The sequence below is a fragment of the Microbulbifer sp. ABF4_107 genome (assembly GCF_056312215.1).
Genome location: NZ_CM149983.1, coordinates 3,575,180 through 3,590,212 on the forward strand (window position 1 = coordinate 3,575,180; position 15,033 = coordinate 3,590,212).

The following is a 15,033-nucleotide window of genomic DNA, read 5'->3' on the forward strand; positions in this document are numbered from 1 at the left end:
CGGCGATCAAAATAACGCCAGTCATCGCCCTGCCGTGGACCACGGCTACTGCGAACGAATGTCATGCTCCAGTCACAGCGCCGACGCATTTCCTCTCTAACATCCGGCTTTTGCACACTCACGAAAAAAGCCGGAGTTATCATGAATCAGCTTTTCAGGAAGAAATTTCCCGTTTCCATTCTCGCTACCCTGATCGCGGCCTCCGCCGCGCCGTCGCTGGCGCAGACTGCGCCGGAAGCAATTGAAGAAGTGATTGTCACCGCGCAAAAACGTGCGCAGTCCATTGTGGACGTGCCGGTAACCATCAGCAGCCTGGATGGCGATACCCTGGAAGCGCTGGGTATCGACCGCTTCGACACCCTGTCGGATATGGTGCCCGGCCTGGTGGTGCAGCAGCAGAGCGTCAACAACAACGGCTATGTGATCCGCGGTCTCACCTCGGACGACGGCAGCGCGCCAGGTGCCGCGCGGGTTTCGGTGTACCTGAACGGCACCGATGTGTCGCGCTCCCGCGCCTCCTACTTCGAGGTGTACGACATGGAGCGTATCGAGGTGGTGAAGGGCCCTCAGGCTACTCTGTTCGGCACCGCGGCCTCCATCGGCGCCATGAGTTTTATCACCGCAAAGCCCCAGCAGGAATTTGCCTCGTCGCTGAGTGTGGCAGCGGGCAACTTCGATATGCAAAAGGTCGAGGGCATGGTGACCGGCGGCAACGAGACAATTCAGGGGCGCGTGGCCTTTACCAGTCGCGAGCGCGCCGGCTACGTGGAAAATACCAGCGGCGAGGCGGATCTGAACGGCTATGAACGCCAGGCGTTTCGCCCGAGCCTGCGCATCACCCCCAGCGACGATCTGACCATTGACCTGGTCTACAACCACGATAAAGCCACCGATCCCGGTACGGCGTTTGTCAGCCGCGAGCTGTTGTTCAGCGACAACGCCGCCCTCAGTGTGCCGGACAATAACGTACTGGGCATGAACGACGTGGGTGTGGACCGCAACGTAAGCGATTTCAATGGGACGGTCAGCTGGGACCTGAACGACCAGCTCGCGCTCACCTATATCGGCGCGCAGCGCGATTACGACTCTCTGGAAGCCTTCGACGCTGACGGCACCGGGTTTGAGATGCTGAACTTTTCCGAAGACGCCAGCGGTGACCAGACCAGCCACGAACTGCGCCTGAATTTCAGCGGCGACAAGATCAACGGCTTTGTCGGAGCCAGCTATTTCGCAGAGAGCGCGCAGCAATCGGTGGGTTACGCCAGTGACGAAGGCACCTTCCTGAGCTGTTCCGGCGGTCTCGCCGCGGCTGGCATTGCCGGCTGTAATGCCGATACCACCGCCCTGCTCACTGGTGGCGCAGTGTCTGAGCTGCTGTATGAAAGCGAATTCACCAATACCGCCGACAACAGCAACCTCAACCTGTTCGCGGACGTCGCCTATCAGATCAGCCCGCGTCTCGAGGCCACCGCCGGCGTACGACTGGTGCAGGAAGAGCGCGAGTCCGGCTATGTCAGCACCCTGCCCAATTCCATGCTGCTCGCAGCTCTGGGCATCGACAGCGACCTTTTCTTCGGCCTGCTGCCCAACACCGATGGCATCCTCATTCAGGGCGATACCGACAACTCCGCCGTGCTGCCGCGCTTCAACCTGCTCTACAGCGTCAGCGACAACATGAATGTTTACGGCACCGTGTCCCGCGGCGAACGCTCTGAAATTGTGGATATGTCCTCCGGTAGCGAAAGCATTCTGCCTTCAGAGGAAATCGACAACTACGAGCTGGGTATCAAGGGCGGCCTGGGCGATACACCACTGGATTACACCCTGGCGGCTTTCTACCAGAATTACGAAAATTTTCAGGTCAACGTGGTGGATCAGGAAAGCGGCCAGAGCCGCACGGAAAATGCGGGCTCCGCGACCAACACCGGTGTGGAAGCGGAACTGCGCTGGTACCCCACCGATCAGCTGCAGGTCCTGGCCAACGCCGCGTGGATTGATGCGGGTATCGATGACGATTCCGGCAACGGGACCTATGCCGGCAACCAGTTCCGCCTGCAGCCGGAGCTGACTGCCGCACTGGGCTACGTGTATGAAAGACCGATCAATAGCGCACTGCTGTTCACCAGCAGCGGCAACTGGAGCTATCGCTCTTCCGTCTACTTCGATATTGCCAATCAATATGAGGAAGATGCGGTGGATCTGCTGAGTCTGCGCGCGGGCATTGCCGCCAGTGATCGCAACTGGGCTCTTACCCTGGCGGCCAGCAACCTGCTGGACGAGGAGTACATCATGGACGCGGGCAATACCGGCGGCGCCTTCGGCTTCCCCACCTACATCGAGGGTGCACCGCGTATGGTCAGTGTGGAATTCAACAAGCGTTTCGGCGCTTTCTGATTCCCTGCCTGGCGAAGTCCAGACGCCAGACCACAAAAAAAGCCAGCACCGGAGTGCTGGCTTTTTTCGTTTGCGACAGAATAAATTGCCGATCGGGAAACTACACCAGTTTGTGTGTCACCCGATGGCTGTCGACCTCGGCAAACTCGGTGCTGTCGGTATTGTCGATATATTTCCACTCCGCCTCGATGCCATCGCGGCGGAAGGTGAGCGCCATAAACCCCCGCTGGTGCAGGTTGCAGTACTGCAGATCATCCACCAGCACCGACATGCCCCGCGCCAGCTCCTTCGCGGACCGTTCATCCAGTTTCAGATAGGTTTCCATACCCGGCGAAGTCACGCTGGGCGTGCCGAATTCGAGGCCCACCATGCGGCCATCGTTGTCTTTCAGGTGGTTATACCAGGCGTTGTGGGTATCTCCGGCGACCACTACCAGGTTCTTGCCCTGCTCCCGCACTTGCTGGTACAGGGTTTCCCGCTCTACCGCATAGCCGTCCCAGGCATCGAGGTTGTAAGGCACGGCGTTTTGCAGCCGTTGCTGCTGCTGTTCGCTGAGCTGCTCACCGCGCAGGCTTGCGGCTTTCAGTCCAATCAGCTCCGCGGTCAGGTTTTTGTCTCCGCCACGGTAGAAGCTGGTCATCAGCTCCACCGGCAAATGCATACGGCCCATCAGTACCTGCTGGCCCAGTACCTGCCACTGGCCCTTGGAGCGGGCCAACGTCTTGCGCAGCCACTTGCGCTGCTCCTCCCCCAACAGGGTGCGGCTTGGACTCGCCACATCCAGACTGAATGCGCGGGTATCAAAATTCCCTTTCTCGTCCATGTAGTTGGCAAACTGCAGCTGCTGATCGCGACCGATCACCCGGGTGTCCAGCATATGCAGATCCAGCAGATCACCGAACTGGAAAGAGCGGTAAATCTGGGGATTGGTCTCACCCATGGGTGGGCGGATGGGCAACCACTCGTAGTACGCCTGCACCGCGGCGGCGCGCCGGGAATAGAAATCCCCTTCATCGGCACTGTGATTTTCGGCACCGTCTTTCCATGTATCGTTGGTCACCTCGTGGTCGTCCCACACCGCAATAAACGGCGCGGCGGCGTGTAGTGCCTGCAGGCCCGCATCGGTGCGATAGAGTGCGTAGCGTTTGCGGTAGTCCGTCAGCGTCAGGATCTCACCGCTGTTGTCTTGCGGCAGCGCGCGGCCGATCTTTACGGCGTTGTGCGTGGCATAGCCGCCATCGCCATATTCGTAGATGTAATCACCAAGGTGCAATACCGCATCCCAGTCATCCGCCTGGGCGGCCAGCTGATACACATTGAAATAGCCCGCGGGATAGTTGGAGCAGGAGAAAATCGCCAGTTTTACCTGGTCAACGTCATCCTCTGGCAAGGTTTTGGTGCGACCGACCGGGCTCTGCTCACTGGCACCGCTAAAGCGATAGTAATAACGGGTATCCGGCTTCAGGCCGCGCACATCCACCTTGGCGGTATAGTCCCGGGCCAGATTGGTTTCCACGGTGCCGGCGCGCAGTACGTGGATAAAGCCCGCGTCTTCCGCCAGTTCCCAGGTAATTTTTATCGGGCCGCTGGGATTGGCATCCAGCGGTGTCGCCCGCGTCCATAAGATCACCGCGTCGTGCAGGGGATCACCACTGGCCACGCCGTAATCAAAGGAAATGTTGGACGGTAATTCCGGCCGGCTCATGGCCTGCAGTGGTGTGGATACGGCAACACTGCCGGTGGTGGCGAGCGCTGCCTTGATAAAGCTGCGGCGCTTGAGGTTGGTCACGATGACGGCTCCCTGATGATGAAATCTGGCCCGCGAGCGTAGCGCAACTTTATGACAGAAAAGGAAAAATAAAATGGAAAGCGTACCCGGATAATGAAACTATTTGCCGATGTTCAGCACTACCTTTCCCATAGTGCGACCACTGCGCAGCTGTTCGATCGCGGCATGGGCTTGGGTAAACGCAAATTCGTGACCTATATGGGGTGCAGGTAATCCTAGCGCGGCACAACCATCTAAAAGTTCGTCAAAAAGTGCCTGTTCCTGCCACAACCAGATCAAGTTGAAAGCCAACACAGATCTGTTGCTACTGATCATGTCCATCACATCGTATCGGGGGCGCTTCATAAACAACCAGGCGGCTTTTAACCAGTTGGGTTTGTCACCCGGGGTAAATTCGGCTGCGCCGAACACCACCAGTCTGCCGGTGGGCGCGAGTGCGGCGAATGACTGTTTCTGAATTTCCCCGCCGATACCGTCAAGAACACAGTGCAATGGCCGACCATTTAATTGCCGCTTCAACTGGTCGGCGAAGTCACTGCCGCGCACGATGATTTCGTTGAACCCCTGTTCAGCGAGAAACTGCCGTTTGCTTTCCGAGCCAACCGTGCCGATAGGTTCAGCTCCCATGGCTGTCGCCATACGCATGGCCTGCAAACCGACTCCACCGGCGGCACTCTGTACCAGCACCTGCTGCCCGGGTTTTACCGCGCCCAGACTGGTCAGTGCGTAGTAGGCGGTCAGACTCTGGGCCGGAAAGGCGGCGCCCTCAGCGAAGCTCCAGTCATCTGGAATTTTGCGGCAGTGCTGCGGAGGCACATCCACCACGGTGGCGTAGCCGCCGAAGCGGGTACAGCCGTAGATCCGGTCGCCGACTTGTATTTCCGTCGTCGCATCTGCACCCACGCCCGTGACAACACCCGCAAACTCGAGTCCGGGGAAAAAACTGCCCTGCGGAGTTGCGGAATAGAGACCGGTCAGGGCGAAGATATCGGCGAAATTGAGGCCCACTGCACGTACCGCGACACGGATATGCTCTCCGTGCAACGGGAGCAGAGCCTCTTCCCGCAGGGTCAGGCGATTGATGGCCCCGGCCTTATCCGTGCGCCATACCTTTCTTTTTATCGTGTCTTGTTCAGCGGTCTGTGCCATGTGTAATCCTGCTTTTCGGCCAGCGCCCAGCCTACCGGGCAATCGGTATATCCACCAGCAGAAGGTGAATGTCCAGACGGTCGCATCCACGTTTGTCCCGTCACTGCCGATGCTGTATAACCATACAGCATCACGCAACGCCCCCGTCGAGTACCCCACTTCCGCTATGGCCGAACCTGCCGAACTGACACCCGATTATTACCTCGACAATTTCCGCTCACTGGTGGAGTTTGTGGTGTCGCGCTACGGGCAATTGTTGTCGGCGGAGGAGCAGTGGTTTTACCAGGCTTTCCGACGGCTGCAGCCGGATAGCCAGCGACTCTACGTGCGGCTGTTATCCCGCAAGGGTGTGCCTTCCTCTTCCGGTGCCCTGTTCAGGCAACACAAGCTTGCCTACAGCGAGATCGGTGAATTGGACGCAGCCGTCGAAGAATTGATTGAAGCCGGCCTGCTGCTGCGCAATCCGGTTTTGCCATTGCAGGAACTGCTGCCACTGTTTGCCAAAAACGAGCTGCTCGCCCACAGTCTTGAGCCGCTGACAAAATCCCTGAAGCGCCCGGCCGTGGAGCAGGCTCTGTGCAAGCAGGACGCGTCGACAATTCAACGTATATTGACGAGGGAGCCTCTGCTGGCGGTGCAAGCGGCGGAGCACTTTGACACTTTCAAGCTGCTGTTTTTCGGCAACCTCAACCAGGATCTGACCGACTATGTGTTGCGCGACCTGGGACTTTTTCGCTACGAACACTACCCACTGGAACGAGAGCAACTGCCATTCCAGACGCGGGCGCAAGTGGAACAGCACCTGCGCTATTACCAGTGCGCGCAGCATGCCGAGGCCGCGCTGGCGGCAGATACAGAGGCCATCACTATCCTTGCAGGCGAATTACCTCGGGGGATAGATGGTGACGGCACCCTGCAGCGGCGCCTGGACAGATTACGTCTGACACTGGCGCGCCAGCTGGAGCGGTTAGAGGCACTGGAGGAAGCCGACCAGCTATACCGGCAGTGCCATCGTCCTCCGGCACGGGAGCGGCGCGCACGAATTGCGGTGGCTCGCGGCGATATTCAGAGCGGCCTGGCACTGTGTGCGGAAATTCTCACTGCCCCGTACAACGAGGCAGAGCGAACCTTTGCCGAGAGTTTTGCTCATCGCACGGCAAAAAAGACCGACGCGGCCCATCAGTGGCCCGCGCCAAGGCGGCACAGTCCGATCACCGAAACCGTGGCACTGGCACAAACCGGCGCGCGGGTCGAACTGCTGGCCGCCGAGCACCTGGCGCAAACGGCGCCGGAGAGTCAGTGTCACTATGTGGAAAATACCCTGTTTAACGGCGTGCTCGGCCTCGCCATCTGGGATATTTTGTTCGCACCGATTTCCGGTGCCTTTTTCAATCCCTTTCAAATTGCCCCGAGTGATTTCCGCACCGCGGATTTCTATCCACAGCGTCGCGCCGCCTTCGAGCAGCGGCTCGCTGAACTTGAAAATGGCGACCTGGATAAATGGGTATGGAAGCACTTTCACCAGAAATACGGCATCGCCAACCCGCTGATACATTGGGACGCGCTGCCAGAGTCATTGCTGACACTGGCTCTGGAACGGATTCCCAGGGAACACTGGCTGGCCATCTTTCGTCGCCTGCTCGGCGATATTGCCCACCACCGCAGTGGCCTGCCGGACCTGATTCTGTTTCCCGCGTCCGCAGGTTACGAACTTGTGGAGGTGAAAGGCCCCGGTGACCGCCTGCAGCAGAACCAGCAGCGCTGGCTGGCCTACTTTGCCAAACACCAGATCCCCCACCGGGTACTGCATGTGGAGTGGCAGCCTTGAGCGCGGAAAAAACAGCCTTGAGCGAAGCGCTACCGGAAAAAATTCAGATTTCCGTGGGCGAGCTGGTGGATTTTGCCTGCCGCAATGGCGACCTGGTATCCACCCAGTCCGGAGGACCCACCGCTCAGGAAGGGATTCGTGCACACCAGAAGCTGCAGAAAAAGCGCCTCGCAGGCAGTGAAGCGGAATATCGCCTGCAGGTTGAAATCGAACAGGACGGGGTATCGGTCGTACTCAGCGGCCGTGTGGATATTCTCCATCCGCAAAGTGACCTGCACCGGCCAGTGCAACTGGATGAAATCAAAACCACCTATGTGCCGCCGCACAAGTTGCCGGAATCCACCCGCGCGCTGCACTGGGCGCAGCTGAAAATTTACGGTTTCTGCTACGGGCTGCAACAGCAGTTTTCCGCGGATACACCGGTCGCGCTGCAGATGCTCTGGCACAACCTTAAAGAGAAAAAAACCTATCCGGAGTTACAGGAATTTTCCTGGCGCGAGCTGGAAAAATTTTCCCGGGAGGCACTTGCACAATATGTGCGGTGGCTTCAACGCTGGCAGGCACATAAAAGCGCAGTGCGCGTATCGGCACAGGCTCTGGAATTTCCATTCGGCCGCTATCGCGATGGCCAGCGGCAACTTGCGGTAGCGGCCTACCGCTGTCTGCGCGATGGCGGTGAACTGGTGGCCGAGGCGCCCACCGGTATCGGCAAGACCATCAGCACCCTGTTCCCCGCGGTAAAGGCGATGGGAGAAACCGGTCTCGATCAGCTGGTATATCTCACCGCAAAAAATTCCGGCCGCCAGGTGGTGCGGGAAACCGCAGGCCGACTGCATCAGCAGGGACTGAAACTTTCCGTGCTGGAACTGCAGGCCCGCGACAAAACCTGCGCCTGCAGCCTCGGGCTTTGCAGCCGCGATGAGGACGGTGTCTGTCCGCGCACCAGGGGATTCTATGATCGCCTGCCGGAAGCCCGTCAGGCACTGCTCGCACAGCCGCTACTCACCCCCGAGGTGATCGCACAGGAAGCGGACCGGTTGCAGCTGTGTCCATTTGAACTCTCGCTGCAGATGCTGCCTTGGGCGGATCTTGTAGTGTGTGATTTCAATTATGTATTCGACCCTCTGGTGCAGATGCACAATCTGCGGGACACACTGCGGCGGCGCGCGTTGCTGGTGGACGAGGCGCACAATCTGGGGGATCGCGCGCGCGGTATGTACAGCGCAAAGCTCACGCGCAGTGACAGCCGCCGCGCGGCGGCCGAGTGCAAAAGTTCACACCCGAGCCTGCGCCGCGCGATACAGTCGCTGGTACAGGCGCTGGATAAATGGGTTGTCGAACTGCGGGAATCTCGGACAGGCCAAAACCATCCGGCCGGGCCAGCACCTGAAAAATCCGAGCTGTGGATAAGTCAGCCCAGTGACGAGACGCCACAGGCCATCAATACCGCAATACAGAAAGTGCTGACCGTGGCCAACCAGCTGTGGGAGGCCGCACAGCCGCCGCCGGACGCCATCGCCGACTGGCTGAAAAACCTGTTCCGCTTCCAGGCGATTGAACAATTGTCAGGCGAAGAACACCGCTATATCACCCGCGCGCAGCGCTCCAGCAATCCCGAGAGCCGCTGGCACGAACAGGAAATCGAATGGCTGTGCCTGAATGCCGCGGAATATTTGCAGCAGGCTTACCGACTTTTCCACAGTGTAAATGTCTTTTCCGCCACCCTGCGCCCGGCGCACTTTGTGTACCGGCAGCTTGGTCTGCAGGCGGATTCGCCGTACCTGCAATTGCCGTCGCCGTTTCATCCGGAGCAAATGGGGCTGTTTGTGTGTCCCTACGTGGATACCCGCTACCGCGCGCGCCAGGGCGCGACCAGTGCGCTGGTGGATATGATTGCGCGCACCTTTCACAGCCGGCCCGGCAACTATCTGGTCTTTTTTCCCTCCTATCGCTTTTTACAGCAGGTCGCCGAGTCTTTCGCCGAGCGCTTTCCGGAAATTTCGCTGGTACAACAGGAGTCCGGCAGCTCCGAACAGCAGCGCGCCCGTTTCCTCGAGTGTTTTCAACCCGGCAGAGAAAGTCTGGGCTTCGCGATTATGGGCGGTATTTTTGGTGAAGGTATTGATTACGCGGGTGAGCAACTGGTGGGTACCATGGTGGTGGGCACCGGCCTGCCCCAGGTCAACGAGGAGCAGGAACTGTTGCGCAGCGCCAGTGCCGCGCGCGGAGAAAACGGTTTTGATATCGCCTACCGCTACCCGGGCCTGACCCGCGTGCTGCAAACGGCCGGGCGGGTGATCCGCAGCGAGAGTGACCGCGGCGTGGTGATTTTGGCCGACTACCGTTTTACCGACCCGTTTTATCGCAGCCTGTATCCACAACACTGGCAACCCCGGATCTGCGACAATGGCGAAGCACTCGGTGCCGCACTCAACCAATTCTGGGAAACCCGTTAATCCGTCATGGTATTAGACCGCAAGTTTTATCGCCGCAGCCCCCACCAGTGTACCGAGCAGGTTAGCGGGCAACGCGTGAGCTTTGTCGATGTGCGCAGGCGTTTCGACTTTCGCGGCATCAAGATCGGGCGCTGGGTAACCGAGGCGGAAAAGGCCCGTGCCGCAGGACTGTTTTACGATGCGCTGGTGGATCTGATGACCATTTTGCAGGGGCCAGAGTTGCTGATCAGCCTGCGCGGCACCCTCGCCTTCCAGTACGGCAGCGGTGGTCGCCCGGGTATTTCAGCCCACTACGAAATCGGCTCACGCACCTTTGCCCTGGCAAAAAATGCCGGCCCCGGCGCCATTGCTCATGAGTGGTTTCACGCACTGGATCACTACCTGGCCGATAAAGCCTTCAGCGATACACCCGGCAATATGTTTGCCTCCGAAGCCTGGCTGCGCGACGCCACACCAATTCCCCACCCGATCAACGATCTGCTGTTTGCCTGCTTCCGCGCGGTGATGCTGGATGAAAGCGGGGAAAACCCCAGCGACCTGTTTCGCGCATCCAGGGCCGCAGACAGGGCCAACGGCAGCATCTATTACGCGGACCCAGCGGAAATGTGCGCCCGCGCCTTCGAGGCCTTTGTGCAGGACGCGAGTATCTCCAATAATTTTCTGGTGGCGGGTACCAAGGCAACGGAAGAGGCGAAGATGGGGCTTTACCCCGGGGGAGCACAGCGGGAGCGGATCAATGCGGCCTTCCGCCGGTATTTTTCCGCTCTGGGACGCGCACTTATCCAATCCGTTTAGAAAGCGCTAGTTTTTCCCGCTGAGTGACAGCTACTGCGTTAAAGGCCTTCAAACATCAGCGAACGGTGCGCGGCTACACCGGCCATGGCGCCATCCGCCATGGCGAATGTCACATTGCCTGCGCCGCGGGCGACATCACCACAGGCAAACACACCTGCAACCGTTGTCGCCTGCATGGCGTCGGTCTGGATCACTAGGCCCACCGGCGTCTCCTCAAATTCGCACCCCAGCTGTTCCGCCAGGGGCATGGGGTGTTCCAGTCGCGAGGCGACAAACAGTCCGGCCAAGTCAAACTTGCTCCCATCCGCAAGGTGTACGGTGGCCCGCTCTCCGGCAATTTTTGCCACCGGTGTCCGCTCGATACACACATCGCGTAAGGCGAGCTGACGCAGCTGCTCCGCGTCAGGCTCGAACGACTCGTTGATAAAAAATACCGTCGGTCCCCAGTCCGGTAGCATCAGCGCGTGATGCATGGACACCTCACCAACCGCCAGCACACCGATGGGCTGACGTTGCAGTTCATAGCCGTGGCAATAGGGGCAGTGAAAAACCGAGGTGCCCCAGCGCTCCTGTAAACCGGGCACCTCGGGTAACACATCGCGCACTCCCGTGGCGAGAATCAGGCGCGCCGCCTGGTAGCGCTTACCCTCGTGGGTGACCAGATGAAAACCGTCACCCGCTTTGTCGACGGACTCCACCGTTGCCTCCACCCAGCTGACGGTGGGGTACTCCCACAATTCCGCGCGGCCATCTTCGGCGATATCCGCCGGTGCGCGACCATCCTGACCGAGCACCCCGTGCGCATGTGCGGCAAAGCGGTTGCGTCGCTGGCCGCCATCCACCACCAGCACCTTGCGGTGCCCGCGCGCCAGTTGCATGGCTGCGCTCATACCGGCGTAACTGCCGCCGACAATCGCTACGTCGAACTCGGTCCCATCAATCGTCGCCATCACTACAGTTCCTCATATGGGCGGCCTCGCTCAGCGCCTGCTGGGTAATGCCGCGCTGATCCAGTCGCTGGTGAAAATCCCGGCTCAGTGACGCCAGGGTGATTTGCTGAAACTGCGACAGCAGCAGTGCCTCGGCCGCATCAAACGCTTCGCCCATGGCACTGTTGACCGCCTGCTCCACCAGACAACCGGGGGCTTCGGTGCGGTGCCCAAGGGCCAGAACACCGGGTGCGCCCAGCGCCAGATGGATGTCGTAGAGGGTGACGCTTTCCAGGTCTTTGGCCAGTCGCCAGCCGCCGCCGTGGCCTTTTTCCGAGTGCACCAGCCCCTCCTTGCGGAGCCCGGCCAGGATGCGGCGGATCACCACGGGATTGGTCTGCATCATGCCCGCCAGGGCCTCGGAGGTAAGCGGGCCGTCAAACTCCGCCATATGCAGAAGTACGTGGAGTACCCCGCTCAATCTGCTGTCTCTTTTCATGTAACTTACAATATTACATGAAATGGGTGCGCGCAACCTGTGTCTCACGGGTCAACTTTCCAGCCGGCGCCAGCGTGGTATTCAGGTGGGCAAAGTGGGTTGCGGGAAGTAGGTGAGAAGTAGGTGAGAAGTACACGGAGTGATTCGGGGCCCCCGCGACACGAGGGCCTGGATGCTGAGGTTACTGTCTGCTCTGTGCAATAAATCGGTCCATCTGCCGTTCCAGCATCTCCATCGGTACGGCACCGTTCGCCAGTAGCGCGTCGTGGAAGTCTCGCAGGTCGAATTGCTTACCCAGTTGCTGTTCGGCTTTTTTGCGAAGCTGACGAATTTTGATTTCGCCCATCTTGTAAGACAGCGCCTGCCCCGGCCAGGAAATATAGCGGTCCACTTCCGCGCGTACATTGCCTTCCGACAGGGAGGTATTTTCCGCGAGATAGTCCAGCGCCTGCTGGCGGCTCCAACCCTGGGAGTGGATACCGGTGTCGATCACCAGGCGCGCCGCGCGCCACATTTCATAGCTGAGGCGTCCGAACTGCTGGTACGGAGTATCGTAAACGCCCATCTCCACACCCAGGCGCTCGCTATACAGTGCCCAACCCTCACCATACGCACTCAGATACAGGTTCTTCCGAAACTCCGGCACATTCTCCAGTTCCAGTGAAAGTGCGCCTTGCAAATGATGCCCGGGCACCGCTTCGTGGAGGGTAAGCGCGACCAGCTCGTACAGCGGTCGTTGATCCAGGGCATAGGTATTTACCCAGTAGGCACCACCGCGGGTTCCACCGATCGCCGCCGGGTTGTAGGAAGCGGTGGTGTAATTGGGGGCTATTTCGTCGGGCACCGGTACCACACCATACGGAAGACGCGGAAGTTTGCCGAAGAACTCCGGCAGGCGGTAATCAATTTTCTTCGCGATATAGGACGCTTCTTTCAGTAATTCATCCGGCGTTTTGGCATAAAACTGCGGGTCGCTACGCAGGAACTCGGTGAACTCCTCAAAGCTGCCGTCAAAGCCGCTGTCTGCGATCAACTGTTGCATTTCACCGCGGATACGTTTGACCTCGGCGAGGCCGATTTTATGAATCTCCCCGGGGTTCATATCCATGGTGACGTAGGTGCGAATGGCGTGGCGGTAGTATGCCTTACCTCCAGGCAACTGCTCCGCACCAAGACTGTCGGTGGCGGCATTCAGATACTCACCCTCGAGAAAGGTCGCCACACGATCGAATGCAGGGATCGCTTGCTCACGAATCGCTTGTGCGCCCCGCTTTTGCAGTCGCTCCCTGTCCGCTTTCGAAAAACTCTCAGGGAATTTTCGCAAAGGATCGTACAGGCTGCTTCTGGTGGGATCGTCGTAGACCTGCGCGCGTACCGTGGGTGCGATTCCCTGCACCACGATCTTTGGGAGGACGAATCCATCCTCTATGCCCCTGCGCATATTTGCGATGTTTTCATCAAAAAAGCGACCGGTTTGCTCAATCCGCCTGATGTACGCCTCGTAGTCCGACACCTGCGGCATATTCAGTCCACGGCTGGCACTGAGCACGGTATTCCAGAAGCTGTAAAACGTATTGACCGGTATGCGCTGCAGGTAGAGCTCATTGGATTCAATAGAGTTTTCCAGAACCCACAACAGCAGATCCCGGTTCACCCTGGCATCCGCATTCAATTTCTCACGATCGATATTCTCTAGCCGGGCAACAAATTGCTTTTCTGCCTTCAGCCGGCGGTCACGGTCTTTCCCGGATACACCCGGCAACCGGTCGTTGTAACGCTTGTCACCCATACGGCTGGCTGTGGTGGGATTTTCTTGCAGGTAGAACTGCCAGTGATCGTCGATCACCTGTTGCAACTGTTCGCTGTGTGAGGCGGCCCAAACTGGCGCGGCCAGCACCCAGAAAAAGGCTATCAGAGACAGGGTATGTCCACGCCGGATGAGCGCGGGTTTCACGGTCGAATTGCTAGCCATCGAGGATCTCCCGAACGGTGGTACTTTGATAGTGATTAGCCGGCTAACCATATCACGGTATCGCACCGTCGAGATTGCACGTCACCCGGTTGATCCGTAGACCTGTCGCGTCCTGACGGTCCTCGCGCGGCTATTTCAGGGTACCGAAGTATTCTTCCCGCAGATCCATGATTATCCCCTCTTCATGGGCGCCAATAATCTCAACATTCAGGGGACGGCCGAGTGCGCTGCCCTTGGGCACGGCAAAGGCGTACTTGTCCGGATTAAACAGCTTCCCTACCAGGCGCAGTCCCAACTCGGGGTTTTGAAATGCAAAGTAGGCGAGTACCGGGCTATCTCCGACGATCGCGTCAACCTCTCCGGCGCGCAGTGCGGAGACCGTCTGCTCTGTACTTTCATAGGCGCGGTTACTGATACCATTTTCCTGGACATACTCCTCGGCGACACTGCCGGACAGCACGCCCACCGTTTTTCCCGGAAGGTCACGCAGGCCATTGATCTGACTGGTGAGCGCCAGGGATGTCATCACGCTGGTGATTGATGCGGTTACAAACGAGACAACCGCAACGCCGCATACCAGCCAGATGCCCGCCCAGATTTTTCCGACCCAACCAAACAGGTTTTTACGGTGGGTATTGCCGGAAGTGGCAATCGACATCACTGCATAAAAACTCTCGGCCAGTCCATCGCGCCAGCGTCGAGGAAAATCCGCATCAAACTTTCGATCAAACAGAGTGAATACAAGTGTGGCAAGAAGAATGACCCCAAGTATCCACAGGTAACCTGCGAGCATTCCAGTTTTTCTAAGGCCCTGCAGTATTTCGGAAATGCTGGTCCGCTGCTTTTTTCCCACCATTACCCGCAAGCCCGCGTCAAACCACGGTTGAGTAAAATCAATTTTTCGCGCACGGGCTTCGGTAATGGTCAGATTGGTCATCGCCACATCTATATCGCCCCTTTGCACAGCCTCTACCAGACTCTTAATGTCCGGATAGACCCGATACTCGGAGGCGAGATTCTGTTTACTGGATATTTCCTCCCACAGGTCAAGCGCCATACCGGAAAGTTTTTCTTCTTCCTGCATAACAAACGGCGGACTCAAATAGACACCTACATTTACCTGCCTGACTTCCGCAGCATACTGGCCGTAAGCATTGCCAGCTGCAAGTACCAACAGGAAGAGACCAATCCAACGCAAAGGCGGTTTTCGCAACAAGCTAGT

General features: G+C 58.6%; 10 protein-coding genes. 4 read left to right on the forward strand and 6 right to left on the reverse strand.

Going from position 1 to position 15,033, the window contains the following annotated elements; all coding sequences use genetic code 11:
* Window positions 1-141 precede the first annotated feature (141 nt).
* Window positions 142-2,394, forward strand: coding sequence for a TonB-dependent receptor (locus ACYX4K_RS14625; RefSeq protein ID WP_475091407.1), 2,253 nt, complete (start codon window positions 142-144; stop codon window positions 2,392-2,394).
* 100 nt (window positions 2,395-2,494) lie between these two features.
* Here the strand turns inward: ACYX4K_RS14625 and ACYX4K_RS14630 are convergent, their stop codons facing one another.
* Together ACYX4K_RS14630 and ACYX4K_RS14635 are read right to left on the reverse strand one after the other, a co-directional pair.
* A complete protein-coding gene (locus ACYX4K_RS14630; protein ID WP_475091406.1) occupies window positions 2,495-4,183 on the reverse strand; it encodes an alkaline phosphatase D family protein in 1,689 nt (562 codons plus the stop codon).
* Window positions 4,184-4,282: 99 nt separating this feature from the next.
* Window positions 4,283-5,332, reverse strand: a complete 1,050-nt coding sequence (locus ACYX4K_RS14635; RefSeq protein ID WP_475091405.1) for a zinc-binding dehydrogenase — start codon at window positions 5,330-5,332, stop codon at window positions 4,283-4,285.
* Between ACYX4K_RS14635 and ACYX4K_RS14640 the strand changes: the two genes are divergently transcribed.
* Genes ACYX4K_RS14640 through ACYX4K_RS14650 form a run of 3 tightly spaced genes read left to right on the forward strand, consistent with a single transcriptional unit; the run spans window position 5,331 to window position 10,411 of the window.
* Entirely contained in the window at window positions 5,331-7,160 is a 1,830-nt protein-coding gene (locus ACYX4K_RS14640) for a VRR-NUC domain-containing protein (RefSeq protein WP_475091404.1), read from the forward strand. The genes ACYX4K_RS14635 and ACYX4K_RS14640 overlap by 2 nt on opposite strands.
* Entirely contained in the window at window positions 7,157-9,616 is a 2,460-nt protein-coding gene (locus tag ACYX4K_RS14645) for an ATP-dependent DNA helicase (RefSeq protein WP_476178718.1), read from the forward strand. Before ACYX4K_RS14640 ends, ACYX4K_RS14645 begins: the two co-directional genes overlap by 4 nt.
* A gap of 6 nt (window positions 9,617-9,622) precedes the next feature.
* A complete protein-coding gene (locus tag ACYX4K_RS14650) occupies window positions 9,623-10,411 on the forward strand; it encodes a CLCA_X family protein (RefSeq protein ID WP_475091402.1) in 789 nt (262 codons plus the stop codon).
* Window positions 10,412-10,449: 38 nt separating this feature from the next.
* On the opposite strand, the gene ACYX4K_RS14655 is transcribed toward ACYX4K_RS14650, so the two are convergent.
* The 4 genes from ACYX4K_RS14655 to ACYX4K_RS14670 form a co-directional block, all read right to left on the reverse strand.
* Complete coding sequence (locus tag ACYX4K_RS14655) at window positions 10,450-11,361, reverse strand: NAD(P)/FAD-dependent oxidoreductase (protein WP_475093909.1); 912 nt, start codon at window positions 11,359-11,361, stop codon at window positions 10,450-10,452.
* The gene (locus ACYX4K_RS14660; RefSeq protein ID WP_475091401.1) at window positions 11,348-11,821 is read right to left on the reverse strand and encodes an Rrf2 family transcriptional regulator; all 474 of its coding nucleotides are present in this window, start codon (window positions 11,819-11,821) and stop codon (window positions 11,348-11,350) included. Before ACYX4K_RS14660 ends, ACYX4K_RS14655 begins: the two co-directional genes overlap by 14 nt.
* 199 nt (window positions 11,822-12,020) lie before the next feature.
* On the reverse strand, window positions 12,021-13,811 hold the full coding sequence (locus ACYX4K_RS14665) for a DUF885 domain-containing protein (protein WP_475091400.1): 1,791 nt from the start codon (window positions 13,809-13,811) through the stop codon (window positions 12,021-12,023).
* A gap of 130 nt (window positions 13,812-13,941) precedes the next feature.
* Window positions 13,942-15,024, reverse strand: a complete 1,083-nt coding sequence (locus tag ACYX4K_RS14670; RefSeq protein ID WP_476178719.1) for a transporter substrate-binding domain-containing protein — start codon at window positions 15,022-15,024, stop codon at window positions 13,942-13,944.
* Window positions 15,025-15,033 lie beyond the last annotated feature (9 nt).